Source organism: Amycolatopsis sp. lyj-112 (assembly GCF_046549055.1).
GTDB lineage: Bacteria > Actinomycetota > Actinomycetes > Mycobacteriales > Pseudonocardiaceae > Amycolatopsis.
In genome coordinates this window covers 86,007-108,561 of the sequence record NZ_JAJPWS010000015.1, presented here as the reverse complement: position 1 = coordinate 108,561, position 22,555 = coordinate 86,007, and the positions used below count along the sequence as shown (strand labels likewise).

9 protein-coding genes are annotated in these 22,555 nt (G+C 68.8%); 4 read left to right on the top strand and 5 right to left on the bottom strand.

The genetic code is table 11. The annotated features are described in order from the left end of the window. Position 1: 1 nt before the first annotated feature. On the bottom strand, positions 2–12,025 hold the full coding sequence (locus tag ACLJRL_RS34515; RefSeq protein WP_410660554.1) for an amino acid adenylation domain-containing protein: 12,024 nt from the start codon (positions 12,023–12,025) through the stop codon (positions 2–4). 191 nt (positions 12,026–12,216) lie between these two features. Here ACLJRL_RS34515 and ACLJRL_RS34510 point away from each other — a divergent pair, with 191 nt between their 5' ends. After that, a complete protein-coding gene (locus tag ACLJRL_RS34510) occupies positions 12,217–12,828 on the top strand; it encodes a LysE family translocator (protein WP_410660553.1) in 612 nt (203 codons plus the stop codon). Positions 12,829–12,839: 11 nt separating this feature from the next. Beyond that, a complete protein-coding gene (locus tag ACLJRL_RS34505) occupies positions 12,840–13,517 on the top strand; it encodes a B3/4 domain-containing protein (RefSeq protein ID WP_410660552.1) in 678 nt (225 codons plus the stop codon). 7 nt (positions 13,518–13,524) lie between these two features. Here the strand turns inward: ACLJRL_RS34505 and ACLJRL_RS34500 are convergent, their stop codons facing one another. After that, positions 13,525–14,466, bottom strand: coding sequence for a Ku protein (locus tag ACLJRL_RS34500; protein ID WP_410660551.1), 942 nt, complete (start codon positions 14,464–14,466; stop codon positions 13,525–13,527). A gap of 58 nt (positions 14,467–14,524) precedes the next feature. Further along, positions 14,525–14,803, bottom strand: coding sequence for a YggT family protein (locus tag ACLJRL_RS34495; RefSeq protein ID WP_410660550.1), 279 nt, complete (start codon positions 14,801–14,803; stop codon positions 14,525–14,527). A 429-nt stretch (positions 14,804–15,232) separates the two neighbouring features. On the opposite strand from ACLJRL_RS34495, the gene ACLJRL_RS34490 reads away from it, so the two are divergent. Together ACLJRL_RS34490 and ACLJRL_RS34485 are read left to right on the top strand one after the other, a co-directional pair. After that, entirely contained in the window at positions 15,233–18,163 is a 2,931-nt protein-coding gene (locus ACLJRL_RS34490; RefSeq protein ID WP_410660549.1) for a BTAD domain-containing putative transcriptional regulator, read from the top strand. Positions 18,164–18,474: 311 nt separating this feature from the next. Next, positions 18,475–19,497 (top strand): SagB/ThcOx family dehydrogenase, encoded by a 1,023-nt coding sequence (locus ACLJRL_RS34485; RefSeq protein ID WP_410660548.1) that lies wholly within the window; start codon positions 18,475–18,477, stop codon positions 19,495–19,497. A gap of 438 nt (positions 19,498–19,935) precedes the next feature. Here the strand turns inward: ACLJRL_RS34485 and ACLJRL_RS34480 are convergent, their stop codons facing one another. Both ACLJRL_RS34480 and ACLJRL_RS34475 read right to left on the bottom strand, forming a co-directional pair. Further along, on the bottom strand, positions 19,936–21,612 hold the full coding sequence (locus ACLJRL_RS34480) for an MFS transporter (RefSeq protein WP_410660547.1): 1,677 nt from the start codon (positions 21,610–21,612) through the stop codon (positions 19,936–19,938). Positions 21,613–21,847: 235 nt separating this feature from the next. Then, positions 21,848–22,555 carry a DUF4097 family beta strand repeat-containing protein gene (locus ACLJRL_RS34475; RefSeq protein ID WP_410660546.1) on the bottom strand — a complete coding sequence of 236 codons (708 nt, stop codon included), beginning with the start codon at positions 22,553–22,555 and terminating at the stop codon, positions 21,848–21,850.

Sequence of the window (22,555 nt, the reverse complement as noted above, 5' to 3'; positions counted from 1 at the left end):
TTCAAGCCGCCTCGGCGCTGTCGATGATCGCCTCCAGCGCGGTGCGCCAGAGCCCGGCCAGCGAACGGACCTCGTTCTCTCCCAGCAGCCCCGCCACCCAGCCCCAATAGGACACCAGTTCGGGCCCTTCCGGCTGGTCGACGATCCACAGGCTGGACTCCAGCACATGCGAAACCCGCATGTCCGGCTCGCTGCCCCCGCCCATGATCGTCGGCGAATCGGCGGTGGGCAGCCAGTTCCGCCGGTCGTCGGCCGCGGTGAACCGCCCGAGGTAGTTGAACTTCAGCCGCGGCGGGGTCAGTGCCGCGAGCCCCGGCGCCGTGTCCGGGTTGAGGTAGCGCAACATCCCGTAGCCGAGCCCGCTGTCCGGAAGCGCCCGCAGCTGGTCCCGCACTCGTCGCACGGCCCGGCCCAGGTCAGGCCCGGCAGTGAGGACGTCGTCCCAGCCGACATCACCGGTGGCGAACCACGCGGGGAAGACGTTGACCAGCCAGCCGACAGTGCGCGAAGTGTCGGCGCCCGCGGAAATCGGGTCCCGGCCGTGTCCTTGGAGGTCGACCAGTACGCCGGACGTGTTCCGCCAGCGGGCGAAGGCCAGAGCGAGCGCGGTGTAGAGCGCGTCGTGGGCCCCGCACGAGAAAGCCGCCGGGACGGTGGTGAGGAGCGAACGCGTCTGTTCCGAGGGAAGGGAAAGACCGAAGGTGCGCAACGAGGACACCGTGTCCCGGGCGGGATCGAGCGGACGGCGTTCGATCCGCGGGTTCGGCCGCCGGAGGATCTCCGTCCACAAAGGAAGCTCCGCGACCCGTTCCGGGCTCGTCGACTGTTCCGCCAGTTCGCGTGACCAGGCCCAGAAAGACGTCGCGGACGGCGGGAGTTCCGGTTCCACACCCGCTCGCACCGCATCGCAGACGGTGCCGAGTTCTTCCAGCAGCACTCGCCAGGACATCGCGTCGATCACCAGGTGATGCGCGACCAGCAGCAGCCTGCCCGGCTCCTCGCCCGCGTCGAGCCACACCGCTTGCAGCATTTTCCCCGCCTCCGGGTCGAGACGCTGCTGAGCAGCGATCGCCTCGGCGTCCACTGTGGATCCGGTGGCCCGGCGCAGGATCGCGTCGGCGTCCCCGAAGTCCGGTTTGGTGACTTCGAGGGTCAAACCGCTGTCCCGCTTGAGTTTCGCGCGAAGCGCGCCATGTCGTTCGAGGAGGACGTCGAGCGCGGTGACCAGGTCGGTCCGGCGAAGCCCGGCAGGAGTGCGGACGATCATCGCGAGGTGATACTCCTCGATCGGCCCGCCGAGTTCGGCCAGCCTCGCGACGATCGGGGTCAGGCCGGTCTCCCCGACGAGGTCTGCCGCACCCGTGTCATAGCCCGAAGACAGAGGCCGGGCCACCGCGGCCAGTCCGAGGACGGTCTGTTCGGTCAGGACGTCGCGCGGGGTGATCTCCAGCCCGGCCGCCCTGGCCTCGCTCACCAAGCGCACGGAGACGATGCTGTCGCCGCCGAGGTCGAAGAAGCTGTCGTCGATCCCGACCCGCCGTACCCCGAGGACCTCGGCGAACACATCGGACAGGATCCGCTCGGTGTCGTTCCTCGGCGATCTGCCCGGCACGGCCTTCTCGAAGTCAGGCGCAGGCAAGGCCTTACGGTCGAGTTTCCCGTTCACCGTCAAGGGAAGCCGGTCCAGGACGACGAACGCGGCGGGAACCATATGTGACGGCACCGCCTTCGCGACGAACTCGCGGAGATCCGCCGGCGGCTCGTCCCCCTCGGGAACGACGTACCCGACAAGGCGCCGCGCACCTGGCTCGTCCTCCCGGACCACCACCGCGACCTGCCCGACGGCCGGATGACGCACGGCCGCGGCCTCGATCTCGCCGGGCTCGATCCGGAAGCCGCGGATCTTGACCTGATCGTCCGCACGGCCGTGGTACTCCAGTGTCCCGTCGGCGCGCCACCGTGCGACGTCGCCACTGCGGTACATCAGCCCTGGCGCGAAGGGATCGGCCACGAATCGGCTCGCCGTCAACCCCGGGCGACCGAGATACCCGCGCGCCAGACCCGCACCGGCGACGTACATTTCGCCGCGGACACCCTGCGGAACCGGCCGCAGCCTTTCGTCCAAGACGTACACGCGCAGATCCGGAAGTGCTGTCCCGACGAGGCTTCCGGCCTCCGACGCGCACAGTTCGCGGCCGAGTTCCTGGTGTGTGACGTGCACGGTGGTTTCGGTGATGCCGTACATGTTGACGAGAGTCGGCCCCGCCGGATGCGTGTCGTACCAGTCCGCCAGCTGCGCGAACTGCAGTGCTTCTCCCCCGAAAACGACGTAGCGCAAAGAATTCTCGCCCGGTGTCGCCCGGTCCGCGGCGATGAACTGGGAGAACGCCGACGGCGTCTGGTTCAGCACGGTCACCCGCTGTCCGCGTACCAGACGCACGAACTCCTCCGGGGATCGCGTGACCTCGCGGGGTACGACGACGAGCTTTCCGCCGTGCAGCAACGGTCCCCACAGTTCCCAGACCGAGAAGTCGAAGGCGTAGGAATGGAACAACGTCCAGACGTCGTCGTCGCCGAACCCGAACGACGACGCGGTGGTGTCGAAGAGCCGCACCACGTTCCGGTGCGTCACCAGGACGCCCTTCGGTTGTCCGGTCGAGCCCGAGGTGTAGATGGCGTACGCGGGGTTGTCCGGCGTGGCACGACGTTCCGGAAGCGGTGCGCCGGAGTACGCGGACAACGCTCCATCCGCGAGTTCAGCGGCCGAAACCACGACGTCGGGTCGCGCGTCCGCGAGCACATAAGCGACGCGTTCGGCGGGATAGTCCGGGTCGATCGGGACGTACGCCCCGCCCGCCTTGAGCACCGCGAGCACGGCGACGACGAGGTCGGCCGAACGCGGGAGCAGCAGCCCGACCCGGCTCTCCGCCCGGACACCGCGTTCGATCAGCAGCCGGGCGAGCCGGTTCGCGCGGACGTCGAGTTCCCGGTAGGTCAGGGAAACCTCGTCGCAGACCACAGCGATGTTGTCCGGCACCACCGCAACCTGTGCTTCGAACAGCTCGGGCAACGTGACGTCCCGCCCCTTCCCAGTGGGAATCGGGCTCATGAACCGAGCACGTTCGTCCTTTGTGGTCAGATCGATGTCGCCGATCCGGCTCTCCGGGTCCGCCGCCCAGGCCATGAGCGCGTGCCGCAGGCGATCCATCAACCGCAGGACCGTGCCGCCGTCGAAGACGTCGGTGCTGAAGTTGACCCTGCCGGTCAAGGTCTTGTCGCGCTCCTCGATGAATTCGAGGGACAGGTCGAGTTTGGCGGTGTTCCAGGCCACCGGTTCCGGCCGGACGGCGAGCCCGGGCGGCGAGAACACCGGCCGTTCGGTGTTCTGCACGGTCAGCATCACCTGGAACAAGGGGTGGCGGGACTGGGAACGCTCGGGTTTGAGGACGTCGACCAGCCGCTCGAACGGCACGTCCTGATGGTCGTACGCGGCGAGAACGGTCTCGCGCACCTGCCTGAGCAGGTCCCGGAAGGACGGCTCTCCGGAGGTGTCCGTGCGCAGCACCAAGGTGTTCAGGAAGCACCCGACCAGCTCCGAAAGCGCCTCGTCGGTGCGGCCGGCGAGGGGGGTGCCGATCGGGATGTCGGTGCCCGCGCCCATTCCGGTGAGCAGCGCGGCGAGCCCGGCCTGCAGCACCATGAACACCGTCGTGCCGGTTTCACGGGCAAGGCCGGTGAGCGCGCGGTGGACCTCGGCGGGCCAGTCGAAGGTCGCCAGTTCGCCTCGATAGGACGCGATCTCGGGACGCGGCCGGTCGGTGGGCAGGGCGATCTCGGACGGCAGATCCGCCAGCGCGGACCGCCAGTACGCGAGTTGCCTGCCGAACAGGCTGCCGGGATCGCCTTCCGCGCCGAGCCGGGCGCGCTGCCACAGCGTGTAATCCACATACTGCACCGGCAGCGGTGACCACGCCGGTGGTGTTCCCTCGATCCTGGCCGCGTACGCCTCGGAAAGGTCCCGGAAGAACGGCGCCTGCGACCAGCCGTCCCCGGCGATGTGGTGGTAGACCCCGTACAGCACATGGGTTTCCGGGCCGAGTTCGAACAACGACACGCGCAGCGGCGTCTCGCAGCTGAGGAAGAATTCGTAGGCCGACGCGTCGGACATCCGCGCCGGCAGTTCGGCTTCCGTTGTCGGCACGACGTCGAGTTCCGGTGCGGCGGCGGGAAGGACCACTTGGCTCGGCACCCCGCCGTCGTGCGGGAACACGGTGCGCAGGACTTCGTGGCGGTCGGCGACATCGGCCAGCGCGGCCCGCAACGCCGTGCGGTCGAGACGTCCGGTCAGGCGGAAACTCCAGACCATGTTGTAGGCGTGCCCGATCCCGTCGAGTTGCTGCAGGTACCAGAGCCTCAGCTGCGCCGAGGAAAGCGGGATGACGGCGGGTCGCGGATGACGGCCCAGCGGCCTGCTCGCGGCGTCCGCGCCGGACAGCCGTCGTGCGAGCGTCGCGACCGTCGGTGCGTCGAACAGGTCCCGCACCTTCAGTTCGACGCCGAGCACGGTGCGCGCCTTGCCGACGAGCCGGGTGGCCAGCAGCGAATGCCCACCGAGGTCGAAGAAGTCGTCGTCGACCCCGGCGCGCTCCAGTCCCAGCACGTCGGCGAACAGTTCGGTGAGCACGGCCTCTTCGGTGGTCCTGGGCGCGCGGTACTCACCGGCGGCGAACTCCGGGTCGGGCAGCGCCTTCCGGTCCAGTTTCCCGTTGGGCGACAGGGGAAGACGATCGAGTGCGACGAGCGCGGACGGGACCATGAACTCCGGCAGCCGTCCGGCGGCGAAGTCACGCAGCCCGGTCACGTCGACATCCGCGGGCACGACGTACCCGGCGAGCCGCTTGCCGTCGGTGGCGACGACCGCGGCCTGCTCGACACCCGGGTACGCGGTCAGCGCGGCCTCGACCTCGCCGGGCTCGACGCGGAAACCCCGGACCTTGAGCTGGGAATCGCTCCGGCCCGCGTACTCCAGCCTGCCGCCGGACCAGCGGGCGAGGTCGCCGGTCCGGTACATCCGCGACCCGGGTGCGCCGAAGGGATCCGCGACGAACCGTTCCGACGTCTGCCCGAAGCGGCCGTGATAGCCACGGCCGACGAGACCGGCGACGTACAACTCGCCGACGACGCCTTTCGGAACCGGCCCCAGCCCCGGGCCGAGGACGTAGGTTCGCATGTTTCCCAGCGGTGCGCCGATCGGCACGGAGACGTCGTCGCCCCCGTCGTCAGCCAAGAAAGTACTGGCGTAGAACGATTCCGTCTGACCATAGGCGTTGACCACCCGGATTCCGGGGAAGGCGGTGCGCACCCGGCGGCCCAGGGACGACGGCAGCGCCTCCCCCGCGAACACCACGGTGTCCACTGTGGTCTTTCCTTCGAGTTCGTCCACGATCTCGGCGAAGACGGACGGCACGGTGGAAATCACGCCCCCGTCCCAGCTTTCGCGTTCGCCGAGCGCGAGGACGTCGCGGGCGATCTCGACCGTCCCGCCGTGGCACAGCGCGGTGAAGATCTCGAACACCGAGACGTCGAAGTTGATCGACGTCCCGGCGAACAGCCGGACCCCTGGCGCCATGCCCACCACGGGCGCCAGCCGCAGCACGCCGTTGACGACGCAGTCGTGGGTGATGGCGACGCCCTTGGGGACACCCGTCGATCCCGACGTGTACAGCACGTAAGCCAGGTTTTCCGGCCGCGCTTCGGCCGGTTCGCGCTCCGGACCGGCTTCGTCCAGGTACAGCAACGGTGTCCCGTCGTCGGGCAGGACCGTCGCGGCGCCCGGCGTCGTGACGATCAGTTCCGGCCGGGCGTCGGACAGGACATGCGTCAGCCGGGCGCTCGGATAGCGCGGGTCGATCGGCAGATAGGCGGCACCGGATTTCAGCACCCCGAGCAACCCGGCGACCAGATCGGCCGACCGTTCCACCGCCACACCGACCACCGATTCCGGCTTCGCCCCGCGCCGGGCCAGCCGTCGCGCCAGGCGATTCGCGCGCGCGTCCAGTTCCGCATAAGTCCAGCTCACCCCGTCGCAGACCACCGCGAGCGCGTCGGGAGTCGCCGCGGCCTGCCGGGCGAACAGGCCGTGGATCGTGGTTTCCGGGGTAGGCACGGCGGTGTCGCGGAGCAGCCGTTCGCGCTCTTCCGGCGCGAGGACGTCGATGGTGGCCAGCTGGGCGTAGGGTTCGCTCAGCAGCACCTTCAGCACCCGCGCGAGCCGGGCGGCGATCTCCGCGGCGGCTTCCTCGGTGAAGAGGTTTCGCTGGTACTGCAGGGAAAGCCGCGGATGCGGGTCGGCGGCGGCGAGCACGGTCAGCGGGTAGTGGGTGCCGGAGCGCGGGCGCACCCCGGTGAAGGCGATCCCCGCCGTCGTGGTCGCGTCCGAGAGACCGGCGCGGTCGATCGGGTAGGACTCGAAGACGACCAGGGTGTCGAACAGTGTCGGCAGCCCGGTCGCCTGCTGGATCTCGCTCAGCCCGTGGTGATGGTGATCGAGCAGCCCGGCCTGACGGTGTTGCAACCCGGTCAGCAGGCTCGCGAACGTCTCGTGCGGCGAGGTTTCGACCCGCACCGGCACGGTGTTGATGAACAACCCGACGATCGAGCCCACCCCTGGCAGCGCCGAAGGACGGCCCGACACGGTCGCTCCGAAAAGGACGTCGCGCCGCCCGGTCAACTGTCCCAAAAGGACCGACCAGGCGCCTTGGATCAGCGTGTTCACCGTGACACCGAGATCGGCGGCGCGCCGGGTCAGTTCGACCGGTCCGTTCTCGGACAGGAGCACGGCGACCTGACCGATGCCACGCTTTCCGGAAACACCGTCCTTTCCGGACACCCCGGCCGGCGCCAGCAAAGTCGGTTCGTCGACACCGGCGAGTTCCGAGGCCCAGGCGCGGGTGGCTTCGGCATGATCCTGCCGTGTCCGCCAGGCCAGGAAGTCGCGGAAGCCGCGGACGTCGGGCAGCGCCGAGGCGTCGCCACCGGAGCCGTAGAGCCGCAGCAGATCCTCCATCAGCAACGGGAGCGACCAGCCGTCGAACAGGGCGTGATGCGCGGTGAGCACCAGCTCGGACCGCTCGTCTTCCAGCCGTACCAAGGTCATCCGCACCATGGGCGGTTCCGCGAGATCGAACGGGGTGGCGTGGTCGTCGTCGAGAAGTCTTTCCAGCGCCTCCCCGGTGTCGTCGAGGTGCCGGAGGTCGACCTCCCGCCAGGGCAGCTCGACGCGATCGAGCACCAGCTGGACCAGGTCTGCGCCACCCGGCACGAACGCGGTCCGCAATCCTGCGTAGCGGTCGAGGATCGCCTGTCCGGCGGCGCGCATCCGGGCGGGGTCGACCGGCCCGGAGACGTGGAACGCGAGCTGCATCAGGTAGGCGTCGTAAGCGCTGTCGGCGAGCAGAGAGTGGAACAGGAGGCCGGACTGCAAGGGGGTCGACGGCCACACGTCGACGAGACCCGGGTACGCGCGCTCCCACTTTTCGAGTTCCTTTTGCGTCGCCGAAACGAGCGGCAGGTCCGACGGTGTGAGGCCGCCCGCTCCCTGCCCGGCGACGTGCCCGGCCAGCCCGGTCAGGGCGAGGCACCAGAGGTCGGCGAGTTCCTGGACCTCGTCGCGGGTGAGCAGTCCGGCGGGGAAACCGAAGTGTGCGGTGAGCCGCGCGCCGTCGTCCCCGTCGTCGACCAGGGCATTGACCTCCACAGTGGACAGTGCGGGCCTGCCGGGGTCCGGCGCCGCGACCAGGTCGGTGAGACCGCTCGCCTGCGTCCACGGCTCACCGGACGGCGCACGGAACCGGCCGAGGTAGTTGAACCCGATCTGGCCCGCCTGATGCCGGGCCAGCACTGGCGCGGTCTCGGGGTTCAGGTAGCGCAGCAGGCCATAGCCGATGCCCTTGTCCGGCAGAGCGCGAAGCTGTTCTTTGATCGTCTTGACGGCGTCACCCGCCGCGCGCCCGCCCTCGAAGGCGTTGTCGAGGTCGATTCCGGCGAGATCGAGCCGCGCCGGGTACATGCTGGTGAACCAGCCGACCGTGCGGGAGAGGTCCGCGCCGGGCACGATCTCCTGTTCCCTGCCATGGCCTTCCAGCCGGATCACCGCCGACGTCTCGTCCACCCCGCGCTTCTCGCGCCACTTGGCGAGGGCGAGCGCGAGCGCGGCGAGCAGGCCGTCGTCGACTCCGGCCCGGAACGCCGCCGGGAGAGCGGTGAGCAGGGCTTCCGTCACCGCCACGGGCAACTGCATCTCGACGGTGTCCACGGTGGAGGCCAGATCGCGTGCGGGATCGAACGGACGTGCCCCCAGTGCGGGGTCCGGTCCCTCCACTATGGACTTCCACTGCGTAAGTTCGGCGACTCGCTCGGGCTCGGCCGCCTCCTCCACCAGGGCATGCGCCCACCGGCGTGCCGAGGTCCCCACCGCGGGAAGCTCGGCGGCCCGCTCCCAAGCCGCGGCGAAGTCGGGCAGCAGGATCCGCCAGGAAACCCCGTCGACGACGAGGTGGTGCAGCACGATCAGCAGCCGTCCCTCGCCGGACGGCGGGTCGAACCAGACGAACCGCGCCATCACCCCGGCCGTGGGATCGAGCAGGCCGGCGGCCGCGTCCAGCGCCGCGTCGACTGCGCCGTCTGCGCCGTCTTCAACCCGGTGGATCAGTGTCGCGGCGTCAAGCGATCCGGGCGGCCCGGCCACCAGGCCGTCGGCCACGAGCGCGGACCGGAGCAGGTCGTGCCGGTCGAGCACGGCGGCGATGGTCCGGGTGAGGCCGTCCGCGTCGATCTCCTCGGGCAGGCCGACCAGCATCGCCATCGAGAACCGGTCATGCCCGCCGCCGAGTTCGCCGAGATACCGGGCGATCGGGGGCAGCGGCATCCAGCCGACACCACCGCCGTCGAGTTCTTCGAGGGCCGGTACACCCGAGTCGCGGCGGGCGACCCCGGCCAGTCCGGCGACCGTGCGGCATTCGAAGACCTGCCGGGGGCTCACCTCGACACCCAGCGCCCGCGCCCGGGTGACCACCTGGATCGAGCGGATGCTGTCGCCGCCCGCGGTGAAGAAGTCGTCGTCGATCCCGACCCGGTCCACTCCGAGGACTTCGGCGTAGACCCGGGCGAGAACGTCCTCGGCGGGCGATCGCGGTGCCCGGTACTCGCCGACGGCGGCCTCGGGGTCGGGCAGCGCCGCCCGGTCGAGCTTTCCGTTGGGGGTCAGCGGGAACCGGTCGAGGATCACGAGGTTCGACGGGACCATGAAGTCCGGGAGCCGGGCCGCTGCGAACGCCCGCAGTTCGCCGGCGGAGACCCCGGCGGTCAGGTCGGCTTCGGTGCCGGTGATCCCGGAACCGGTGGGCACGACGTACCCGATGAGCCGCTTCTCCCGGACGAGGACCGCGGCACGGGAGACGCCGGGGTGGGCCGTGAGCGCCGCTTCGACCTCGGCAGGCTCGACGCGGAAGCCGCGCACCTTGACCTGGTCGTCCGCCCGGCCGGCGTATTCGAGTGCGCCGCCGGACCAGCGGGCGAGGTCGCCGGTGCGGTACATCCGGTGACCGGGCGGGCCGAACGGGTCGGCGACGAACCGTTCGCCCGTCGGCCCCGGGCGTCCGTGATAGCCGCGCGCGACCTCGCCCGCGACGTACAACTCCCCCACCACGCCCGGCGGTACCGGCTTCAGGCCCGGACCGAGGACGTAGGTCCGCATGTTGCCCAGCGGTGTCCCGATCGGCACGACGCCGGTGGCCTCCGCGACCTCGAACTCGACCGCGAACTCGACCTCGAAAAGAGTGGCGTAGAAGGATTCCGTCTGACCGTAGGCGTTCACGATCCGCACGCCGGGGAGCGCCTCGCGCACCTTGGCCGTCAGTTCCGCCGTCAGCGCCTCACCGGCGAAGACGACCGTCTCGATGTCGATCTGGCCGGGCACCTGGTCCACCAGTTCGGCGAAGACCGACGGCACCGTGCTGACGACACCGCCTGCCCAGCCTCCGCGTTCGCCGATCGCCAGGACGTCCGGCACGACCTCGACACTCCCACCGTGCGCGAGCGTCGTGACGATCTCGAAGACCGACACGTCGAAGTTGACCGACGTGGCCGCCAGGGTCGTCGTCTCCGGGCCGATCCCGAGGGCGGGCGCGAGCCGCGTGACGCCGTTGACGACGCCCGCGTGAGTGATGGCCACGCCTTTCGGCCGTCCCGTGGAGCCCGACGTGTACATGACGTACGCGAGGTCTGCCGACGACGCCGGGCAAACGCAGGCGTCACCGGCGGCGAAGTCGATCTCTTCGACGAGGACGTGCGGGATGTCTTCGCCCGGCAAGATTTCCTGCGCCGCTACGTCGGTGAGGATCACCTGGGGCCGGGCGTCGGACAGGATCAGGCCCAGCCGTTCACTCGGGTACTTCGGGTCGATCGGCACGTATCCCGCGCCGGACTTCAGCACACCCAGCAAGCCGGGAACGAGGTCCGCCGTACGCGACAAAGCCAGCCCCACCAAGGAACCTCGCTCCACCCCGCGACCGGCGAGGGCGCGGGCCACGGCGTCCGCACGCGCGTTCACCTCGGCGTAGGTCCACCTGACGTCGCCGCACACCACCGCCACGCCGTCCGGGGTCGCGGTGACCTGTCGCTCGAACAATCCCGGCACGGTCAGGTCCGGTGTCGTGACGGCGGTGTCGTTGACCTCGCGGAACCACGTCTTTTCGGTTTCCGCCAGCAGGTCCACCGACGCTATCGGCTGCCCGGGGGCGGCCAGGGCGGTTTCGAGGAACGCCGCGAGCCTCGTCGCGTAGAACTCGACGTCGTCCGCGCTGTAGGCCTCGTCGGCGCCGACCTCGATGTACAGGTCGCTGTCGGAGCGGCCGGTGAAGTACAGCAGGATCATCAGGCCGTCGATCGCCCCGGCCGCGGAACCGGCGAAGGCGGCTCGGCTACCCGCGAAGTCCAGTTCGTGGGAGAACAACATCAGGTTGAGGTTCGGGCCGAACCGGCCGGTGATCGATCCCTGCTCGCTGGTCGCGCGAGACACGTCATAGGCGGAGTGCGCGAAGACCGCTTTCATCTCGGCGGCGACGGAATCGGCGACGTCGAGAAGGCTGGCGGCGACCGGGACGTCCGCCCGGATCGGCACGACGTTGGCGCGCAGGCCGTAGGTCTTCTTCAGCGGGCCTGGCCGGTTCGCCGACGTCATCGAGAACGTGAACTCGGCCTGGCCGGAGAACTGCCGGAAGAAGGCGGCGGCGCCCGCGGTGAGAAGGGTGGCCAGGGGAACCCCGGGGCGGGTCCAGGCGTCCACTACCTCGCGGGCCACGGAAACGGTGTGGTGCGGCCGATCCGCGCCCCGCTCGCCGGGAAGCCGGACCGCGCCGGGGGCGTCGGCGAGATACTCACGCCAGAATTCGGCGTCCTCCAAGGATTTCGCGGAGTCCTGGTAGCTCCGCTCGGCTTCGGCGAGCAGAGCCGGATCGCCGGACGCCGACGGCTCGGGCACCGGGTCACCGCCCGACAACGCCGTGTAGATCTCCGCGACCCGATGCGAGAACAGGCGGATCATCCCGTAGCCGTCGGTCACGATGTGGTGGAAGACCACCACGAGCGCGAACCGGGTCTCGGCGATCTTGATCAGCGCCGCGTCGAAGAGCGGGTCCCGAGCGAGGTCGACGGGCCGCTGTTCGAGGCTCGAAGCATGACCCCACGCCGCGGCTTCCGGATCGGCTTCCCCGGTGACGTCGGCGAAGTGAGGCCGCCAGTCGCCGAGTTCGCGAGGCACCTGACGCAGACCGTCCGTGTCCTCGACGAAGTTGACCAGTGCGGTTCCCGCCTCACCGAGGGCCATCCGGAGCGCGCTGTCCATTATGGACGGCTCGACCGGCCCGTCGACGATCCACCGGGCGGAGATGGTGTTCGGCCTCTCGGGCGCCAGTTTCTGCGCCAGCCAAACGGCTTTCTGCGCCGACGACACTCGCGGAGAACGCAAACCGACCATCCCCTTAAGACGAACCGACCCCTGGACCCACTCCTGCCAGCGTCCGGTCGACGGGACGGCATGGTCAAGACGATCGGCTCCCGGACGCTGTCCCGAAGCCTTCGCGCGCCTTCTTATGGTCCCCTGAACTGAGCCGAGTTTGGCTCTGTTCAGCAGACCAAAAGCGGCGCAGAGTGGTCTCCGTGAGCATCGCCTTCCTGATCACCACGCTGGTCGTGGTCGCCACCCCCGGCACCGGGGTGGTCTATACGCTGTCCGCCGGTCTGGCCCGCGGGAGACGCGCGAGCGTGATCGCCGCGACGGCCTGCACGCTCGGCATCGTCCCGCATATGATCGCCGCGATCACCGGGCTCGCCGCGCTGCTGCACGCGAGCGCGGTGGCGTTCGAAATCATCAAATACCTCGGCGTGGCCTACCTTCTCTACATGGCGTGGTCGACGTTGAAGGACCGGGACGCGATCGTCGTGGAGGGCGATCCCGAACCCCGGTCGGCGCTGCGGACGATCACGTCGGGCGTGCTGATCAATGTTTTGAACCCGAAGCTGACGCTGTTCTTCTTCGCGTTCCTGCCGCAGTTCGTCCCGGCGGGCGAGCCCGGCTCCCTCCCGCGGATGCTGCTGCTGAGCGGGGTGTTCATGCTGGCGACGTTCGTGGTGTTCAGCGTGTACGGCATCCTCGCCGCCGGCGTCCGCGACCAGGTCATCTCGCGGCCGCGCGTACTCGCCTGGATGCGGCGGATCTTCGCCGGCTCCTTCGCCGTGCTCGGCGTCAAACTCGCGTTCACCACCCAGTAGACAGGTCTCGTATGCGACTCCAGCACAACCCCGCGATCCGCGCCGACCACCCCGGCCTCGCCGTCGGGACGCTCTCGGCCACCGGCGTCACCCCCGAACTCGCGGTCGACGAAGCCATCGAGAAGTACCTCGACCAGGCGACGCGGCGGCTCGCGGACGGTCCGGAATCGGAGTTCCCGGAAATCCAGGCCTGGCGGCGGGCGTTCACCAAGATGGGCCTGAAGCCGACGCAGTACCGGTGCGCGTCGGAATCGCTGTTGCGACGACTCAGGAAGGAGCGCACGCTCCCCCGGATCCACCCGGTGATCGATCTCTGCAACGCGGTCTCGGTCGCGTTCGCCATCCCCGTCGCGGTCCTCGACGTCGCGAAGATCGGCGGGGCGCTCGAAGTCCGCTACGCGCGGGGAGACGAGAAGTACGTGACCTTCGCGGGCACCGTGGAGAACCCGAACCCGGGCGAGGTGATCTTTGCCGACGAAGACGGCCAAGCCCACGCTCGGCGATGGACGAACCGGCAGAGCGGGCACTCGGCCGTCTCATCGTCGACGTCGGACGTGCTGATCGTCTCGGAAGGCCTGCACGCGACGGCGTCCGAGGATGTCGGGCGGCTGATCGCGGCGGTGGCGGCCGAACTGGCGACGGCGGGTGTGAGTGTCGGTCCCCACCAGCAGCCGCAATTAGAGGACTGAACGCGGCTCACGAGGCCTTGAGCGCCTTCTCCAGTCTGGCCCGCGTCATCTTCGAGCGCCCCTTGATGTCCCGATCCCGCGCCAGCTTCTCCAGCTCCGCCTTCGACAGGCTCGACAGGTCCTTCGACGGCGACTTCGCGGCCGTGCGCTTGGTTCCTGCGGTCTTCTTCTTGGACTTCCCGCTCTCGACGCTCTTCGAAAGCGCCTCGAACAGGTCGACGACCTTCGTCGGCTCACCGGGCTCGGTGGCCGGAGTGATCGTCTCGCCCTTCTTCTTGGCCTTGATCAGTTTCCGGACGCGATCGGTATAGGTGTCGCGGAACTCCTCGGGCCGCCAGTCGTCGCTCATCGCCTCGATGAGGTCGACGGCCATGTCGAGTTCCTTGCCGCGCGCCTTGGCCTTGCCCGGCAGGTCCGGCAGCTGCTCGGCGGGGTCTCGGAGGTCCGCGGCGAAATGCAGGGTGTTGAGCACCATGACACCCTCACCGGCGCGGACGAGCGCCAGATACTCGCGGCCGCGCATGACGAACTTCGCGGTCCCGGCCTTGTTCGACGAACGCATCGCCTCGAGCAGCAACGCATACGGACGCTCGAATTCCTCTTTGGCGGGCGCGAGCCAGTAGGTCTTGTCGAAGAACATCGGGTCGATGTCGTCCAGTTCGACGAAGCTCTCGATGTCGAGCGACTTCGACCGGCCGGGGGCGATCTCGTCGAGCTCCTCGGATTCGACGACCACATACTCGCCGCTGTCGAGCTCGTAACCCTTGACGATGTCGTCGTAGTCGACTTCCTTGCCGGTGCGCTCGTTCACCCGCCGGTACCGGATCCGGTCCTCGGTCCCGCGCTGGAACTGGCGGAAGTGCACCGTGTGGTCCTCGACGGCGCTGTACAGCCGCACCGGCACGGTCACCAGACCGAGTGAAAGCGAACCGCTCCAGACCGGGCGCATGGGCGCACTCCTCTCGTCCACCCGCCTGGTACCCGGATTCGGGACCGATCACACCTGGTCAGAGACTGAAGGCGACCGACTGCAGGATGAGGACGACGAAGAACACGATGGTGAAGGCCAGGTCGATCGCCACTCCGCCGGCGCGCACCGGCCGGATCACGCGGCGGACGGGCGCGATCACCGGTTCGGTCAGCCGGTGGGTGATCCCGCGCGCCCGGAACGACCAGGGTGGCAGACGCCTGGCGAGGTTGACGGCCCAGTCCAGCACCAGCCGGGCGACGAGCACGATCAGGAACACGGTGAGCAGGAAGCCCAGCAGATTGCCAAGAGCACTCATGACGGCACACTCCTCTTCGACCAGTGTGCCCGGCTTTGCTAGGAGGAGCCTGTGACCGCGAAGGGCTCCCAGGGCGGTTGGCCACCCCCAGATCGAAGGCCAACCGCCGCGGAGCCCCTTCAGGTGGCTCGGCGCGCTGCCCCGTCGCGCCGAACCCGCTCAGCCGATGTCATCAGTTTTCCAAGCGCCTGCATCGGAATTACATCGGTTCACCACCGGCCGGCATCCACGCAGTTCAGCGGGTTCGGAGGGTAGGATCAGACCGGATTCGAGGCAGGCGCGAAGCCGCCGATTAGGCCGAATGCCGGACAGCGTTCCCCCACGCCGACCTGGCTGGGCGCCGACGCGGTGGGTTAGGGTGCCGGTCACCGGGCGAGACGACTGGGAGGTAGTGCGTGAGCACGCTCACGGTCTCGGACATAGTGGCACATGACCGCCGTTCCTCCACCTGAAACGACAGGATCGCCGCGAACCGGCGATCTCCAGGGCACCGGTCATCCCCCTCAGCTCAGCTTCTCCGTGCTCGGCCCGCTCGAAGCCGAGGTCGACGGAGCCCCCGTCCGGCTCGGCGGACGTCGTGAGCAGCGTCTTCTCGCCGCCCTGCTGATCAACGCGGGCCGGCTCGTCCCGGCGTCGTACCTGATCGGCACGATGTGGCCGGAGCAGCCGCCGAAGACCGCGGTACGCCAGGTCAGCAACGCGATCGCCCGGCTGCGGCACGATCTCGGCGTCGCGCGGTCGGCCGTGATCACCACCGGGTCCGCGTACCGGATCGCCGCGGGCAGCGCTTGGCTCGACTCCGCCCGGTTCGAGGCCGACTACCGCCAGGGCGCCGAACTCCTGGCCGCGGGGCTGATCTCGCAGGCGGCGGCCAAACTCGCCGACGCGCTCGCGCTCTGGCGCGGCCCCGCCTTCGACGGGCTCGAGGGTGACGCCATCGAACAGACCGCGCGACGGCTGGACGAAGAGCGGCTCGCCGCCTGCGAACTCCTCATCGGCGCCCGGCTCCGGCTCGGGGAGACCGACGCGGCGGTCCGGGAGGCCTTCGACCTCTCCGTGCGGCATCCCACCCGCGAGACCCTGCAGTGCCTGACCATGCTGGCGCTCTACCGCGCCGGCCGCGGCGCCGACGCGCTCCGGGCGTTCGACCGGGCCAGGACGGCGCTGGCCGAGGAGCTCGGCGTCGACCCGAGTGCCGAACTCAGCGCACTCCACCAGCAGATCCTGCGCACCGACGCCGAGCTGATGGAGGACACCTCGCTCGTCCGGTACGGCGTCGGCGGGCTCCGGGCCGGGCTGGACACCGGCGGGCGTCGTGAGGACGCGGACGCCCAGAAGTCGCTCTTCCCCCGCCCGGCACAGCTGCCCGCGGATCTCCCCGCGTTCGGCGGGCGGTCCACCGAACTGCGAGCGGTCCTCGAAATCGGCCAGGACGGCTCGACGGCGGGGCCGCGGCTGATCGCGATCGACGGCATGCCCGGGGTCGGGAAGACCGCGCTGGCCGTCCACGCCGCGCATCGCCTCGAGCCGATGTTCCCCGACGGTCAGCTCTTCGTGAACCTGGAGGGCTTCTCCCCCGCCGGCGACCCCGTGGACCCGGCCGCGGCACTGGAGGCGCTGCTGCGCTCCCTCGGCATCCAGGGCTCGGACATCCCCGCCGGGACCGGGCAGCGCGCGGCGCTGTTCCGCAGCTGTCTCGCCGGCAAGCGCATGCTCGTGGTGCTGGACAACGCGATCAGCGCGGCGCAGGTGAGCCCGCTCCTGCCCGGTTCGGCGAGTTGCTGCGTGCTGATCACCAGCCGGACCCGGCTCGCCGACCTCGACGGCGCGGAGCTGCTCTCCCTGGAACCGTTCAGCCGGGCCGACGCGGTGGACCTGCTGGGCCGGATCGTCGGGCCGTCGCGGCTCAAGAAGGAATCCCCCGACGCCGCCGACCTGGTCGCGAGCCTGTGCGGCGACCTCCCGCTCGCGCTGGCGGTCACGGCGAGCCGGCTGCGGGCGCGGTCGTCCTGGACCCTCGACTTCGTCGCCCGCCAGCTTCGCGACGAGCGGAACAGATTCGGCGAACTCACCGCCGGGGAACGGGATGTCGCCGGCGCCTTCCGCGTTTCCTACCTGAACCTGCCCGAAGCCGAACGTCGGGTGTTCCGACGTCTGAGTCATCACCCGGGCGCCGCATTCGATCTGCATTCCACCGCGGCGCTGGCGGAAGTGGACCTCGGCGAGGCCCGCCGCCTGGCCGAACGCCTGGTCGATGTGAATCTTTTGCGGCAACCGTCGATGGACCGGTATGAAATGCACGACCTTCTCCGCAGCTACGCCCGTGAACTGCTGCTGGCGGAAGAGCCGGAAGACGAACGCGAAGCCATGATGCGGCGCTTGTTCGACTACTACCGCTGCACGGTCGCCGCCGCGATGGAATTCATCGACCCCGGCTCCGAGGACGACCCGCACGACGGCCTCGAAGTCCCGAAGAGCGAATTCGGGCAATCCTTCGCCGACTACGACCAGGCCGCGCACTGGCTGGACACCCATTGGCAGGACGTCCTGCCGGTGGCGGTCGCGATGAACCATTTCCAGCGCTATTCGGACCTCGTCCTCTTCTCCTCCTCGGTCTGGCGCTACTTCAACAACCGTGGCCATTACCAGCAGGCCCGGGAAATCCACACCCTCGCCCTGTCCGCCGCGCGGGCCACCGGAAACCTGGTCCTCGAGTACCAGGCCTTGCACAACTACGGCCTCACGTTGTGGCGAGCGGAGGAGTACGCCGAAGCGAACCGCCTGTTCGCCGAGGTGTTCGAGCTGGCGACGGCCGCGGGCGACGTCCGGATGCAGTGCCGGGCGAAGGGGAATTCCGCCCTCACCCACTGGCTCACCGGCGAACCGGAAGAGGCGATCGAGCAGCTCAGCTGGGTCCGGGATACCGCGAAGGCCACGGGGAACGTCCTCATCGAGGCCCGCGCCCGGCACCGGATCGGGCTGATCCACACCGAGAACGGCCGGCACCTCGAAGCGGCCGAGCAACTCGACCACGCCTTGCGGCTGGCCAACGAAAACGAATCACCGGATCTCGAAGCGGAATGTTTCATCGCCCTCGGGATCAATTCGCGCTCTCTCGGCGACAGCGAACTCGCGATCGGCCAGTTCACCACCGCGGTGGAAGTCCTGGAATCGACCGGGAATCGCAGCATGCAGCCCGTCGCCCATCAAGAGATGGCGAACGCTCTCGACATTCTCGGTGATCGATCGAAAGCGGACCGTCATCGCCGGCAGGCTTTGCGGCTGTACGCCGATCTCGGTATTTCGGACGCCCCCGAGGTTCGCGAACTCATACAGCGCCTGAACGATCACTCGGCGTAATTCATCAGGCTCCTCCTGTACTCTGATGGCGTAGGTATATTCGCTTGACCGGAGTAACTGATCACGTAGAGGATCGGCCGCATGGAAGACGATGATGACGAATTCCTGACCGAGATCGAGGCTGAGTACCGCGTTCTTCAACCGTGGGGACCGTTCGATCCCCCGCCGGGCGGAGGGCCGCCTTTCCGTCCGCGACGCTGAATGACCGGACGGATTCGGAAAGTATTCACACTACTGGGGACTGGGGCGCAAGACATTCAATGCTGGTAAGGGTTTCCTCCTGTGGAACGCTCTACTGGTCCGAGGGTGACGTGATCTGGGACGACCACCTCGGACATCGCCAGCTCAAACTCGCCGAAGGCACCGAACAGGTCCTGCGGTGGTTCAGTTCGTGGCGAGAAGCGGAGTCCGTGCGTGAGGCGGACGAGACTCCCGAAACACGGGAAAAGCTCGTGCGCATCACGCGGACGATGATCCGCTACGACGTGCTGGTGGTCCGGGGGTCACCCCGCCAGCTGAGGGAAGAGGAGATCCTTCGCGACTGGGGGCCCTGGGGGGCATCCGCGAGGGCTTTCCATTTCGGCACCAGATCTCTGCGCGAAACGCGGTTCACGACCAGTGAAGTGACCGCGAAAACCTTGCTGGAGAAGGCGAAGGCCAGTCCTCCGCCTTCTCCCGCGAGGCCGTCCGGCGAGCACGATTCACTGCCGCTGCCGGAACCTTCACCTGAGCCGCTGAACGCGATCGGGCTCGGCGACGCGCTGAGCAAGCGCAGAAGCATGCGTGAGTTCGGCGAAGAACCCGTCCGCCTGCACGCGCTGAGCGCCGTGCTCGCGGCGGCCCGGCCGACGAGGCCGGAAACCCACTCCGACATCCCGGCCACCGGGAACGTCTTCAAGACGAGCCCTTCCGGCGGCGCGAGGCATCCGACCGAGGTGTACGTCTACGCGCGGAACGTCGACGGCCTGGATCGCGGGGTCTACCACTACGACGCCTTCGGGCACCGGCTCACCCCGCTCGACGGGAAGATCGACGACGACGGGCTGGTCGAGCTCGCCGGAGACCAGCAGTGGGCCGGGAACGCCGGCGCCCTGCTGATCTACACGAGTGTCATCGAGCGGAACCAGTGGAAGTACGAGATGAGCCGGACCTACCGGATCCTGCTCATGGACGTCGGCCACCTCAGCCAGACCGTGTACCTGCTGGCGACCGCGCTCGGGCTGAACATCACCTTCACCGCCGCCCTCCGTGACGAGATGGTCGAGGAACTCCTCGGCTGCGACCCGTCGAACGAACTGGTGCTCGGTATGTCCGTCCTCGGCGCTCGCGCGTGAAGGACTCTTCGCTGCTCCGAGCATGCCGGGAACTTGAACAGTAGCGGCCCTGCCACTCCCGGTCGTCCACAAAGGACACCGACTGTGCCGAATTGTCCGCTTGATCGCCAATCGTCCGGATCCTGAAGTGCGTGAGGGCCACCTTCAGGGACTCTGAGTCCCTGAAGGTGGCCCTCACGGACCTACCGGAACATCACCTGGGACCCCATGCTCAAGGCTACTGAAGCCACAACCCCAGCCCGATCAGGCCACCTTCATGTCCTGGACTCGGGGCCAAGGGTGCCGCGAAAGCCACTTTCGGGGCACCTGACGCCCTGAAAGTGGCTTTCGCGGCTTCTTTGGGGCGGCCCGCCGGGCCTGGTCGGCTTTCCCGAGGGCGATTGATCACCCACGATCCGCGGCACCGAAACCACACACCAACTTCACGGAATCACTCATCTAGACGTGGATCGGGGGTTCGGCGGCCGCCGGTGCGGCTTCCGACTCTTCCTCCACCTTGGGATTCCGGACCAGCAGGGAGATCAGGCCCGCCACGAAGGAGACCCCGACCGCCACGGCGAAGACCGTGTGCAGCCCCTGGATGAAGGTCTCGTGCGCGGCACGCGTCAGCGTCCCGACGACCTCCTGCACCTGGCCCGCCGGCATCCCGGTCTGGCTCAGCTGCGCGGCGATCGCGTCCTGCGACGCGGGCCCGAAGCCCAGCTCGACCGACTTCCGGACTTCTTCGTTGGTCGCCAGCTGCTCGGCGACCGGGCCACCGCCGCTCCCGAAGGCGTCCCGCACGTTCGACGCGAAGTTCGCCATCACCGAGGACGCGAGCAGCGTGCCGAACACCGAGGTACCGAGCACTCCGCCGAGCTGCGTCATCGACTGCTGCACCCCGGAGGCGACACCGGCCTTTTCGACCGGGGCGTTCCCGAGGATCGCCTGCGTCGCGGCGACCATCATGAAGCCCATGCCGAACCCGCCGAGCACCAGCGAAGGCGCCAGCGTCAGCATGCCGGAATCGGTCTCCAGCAACAGAAGCACGGCCAGCGAACCGGTGACGAAGACGGAACCGGCCACCAGCGCGCCCCGGACCCCGAGCTTGCTCGTCACCCAGCCACCCACCGGCGACGAGATGGTGAAGACCGCGGTCAGCGGGAGCAGTGCGATCCCCGCCGCGACGCCGTCCTTCCCTTGTACGCCCTGCAGATAGAACGTCAGGTAGAACAGGATCGCGTAGAACGCGAACATCACCACGACCATCAGCAAGGTGCCGATCGAAAGCGACCGGTCCCGGAAGAGGCCGAGCGGCACCATCGGGTGCTTGCTCTTCAGCTCGATCACCAGGAAGACCCCGAGCAGGACCAGGCCCAGTCCCAGGAATCCCAGTGTGTGCGTGGAAACCCAGCCCTTGAGCTGCGCGTTGCTGATCGCCCAGACGACGCTCACCATGGCCAGCGTGAGCGTGATCGCGCCGGGGACGTCCAGCGGTGCCGGCGTTCCCTGCGTGGACTCCTTGACACACAGGAGACCGAGCAGCACGGCCAGCGCGCCGAGGGGCAGATTGATGAAGAACACCCACGGCCAGCTCGCGGTCTCGACGAGCACGCCACCCAGGATCGGGCCCGCGGCCAGCGCCAGTGCGGTGAACGAGCTGAAGATGCCGATCGCCATCGCGAGCTTGTCCACCGGGAACGCGGTACGGATGACCGCGATCGCCGACGGCACCAGCAGTGCACCGAAGATCGCCTGCAACACGCGGCCGCCGACGAGCACCTCGATGGACCCGGCCATCCCGCAGACCGCCGAAGCGAGCGTGAACCCGCTGACGCCGATCAGGAATCCCTTCTTGCGGCCGATCTTGTCGGCCACCGTGCCCATCGGGATCAGCAGGCCGGCCAGCACCAGCAGATAGCCGACGGTGACCCACTGGATCTCTTCGAGACCCGCTTTGAGGTCCGCGGCGATCGCGGGGTTCGCGATCGCCACGACGGTCCCGTCGATCTGCACCACCATGATCCCGAGGGCCACCGCGATCAGGCTCAGCCACGAGCGCAGCGTCGTCTTGGTCGTCTCCCCCGGCCCGGCGGCAGGCGGATCGGCGTGGTTTTCGAGTGCCGTTTCACTCATGTCCGAGCTCCTTCCCAGTCATATGAAACAAAATTCCCAGTCAAACAGAAGAACTAGAACCCCGGCGTCGCCTGCTCCTTCCGGTCGGCCATTCGCACTCCCAGTCCCTTGAGGACGAACGCGTTAGGGGTCGCGGCCCCGGAAACCGTGGGGGTGGTCGATTCCCGGGGCCGCCGCGCGGCCCGGTGAGCGCGACTGGGATCACTCACCCGCCGGGCCAAGCCAGTGGAATCCGTCATGATCCGCCCCCGGCCGCACTCGCTTCGGCGCTTTCACGGAAGGCTTGGTGGATCACGATGTCGCCGGTCGACGTGCGGCCACGGACCTCCACGCGCTCGTCACCGTCGCCATTCTTGAAGTCGTTGCGCACGGTGCCGTGCCGCGTGGCGACGTCGAAGTGCGCGGCGGCATCTTCACGGATGCCGACGTCGAGCGCGCCGGTGGCGGTGTTCAGGACGACCCGCCCGCGCCCGAGTTCGCCGATCCGGACGTTCCCGGACGCGGTGGCGATCGCGACCGGACCGGCGGCGCTGCCGACGACGACGTCGCCGGAGCCGCTGGTCACCTTGAGCGAACCCGTGCGCTGCAAGCGAATGTCTCCGCTGGAGGTCTTGACCTCGCAGTCACCGAGCCGCCCTTCGCCCTGGAAAGTCGCGGCCGCCGTTTCACCCCGCACCGGGGACCCCGACGGCACCTCGACGCGGACGGCGATCGAGCCGGCCTTTCCGAACAGGCCGAACGCTTTCGGTGCTTTGATCAGCAGTTCGCTTTCGGTCAGCTCGACCACGGTCAGTTCGGCGGCCGTGATGTCGGCGCCGTTCGCTTCGTCGCTCGGCCCGACCACGACGACGGTGTCGGCGCGGTCGCTCGCCACGACGCGGATATCGCCGGCGGCGACTTCGACGAGGACGAGAATCGGTACGGGGGTGGGGAAGCTCGGCAT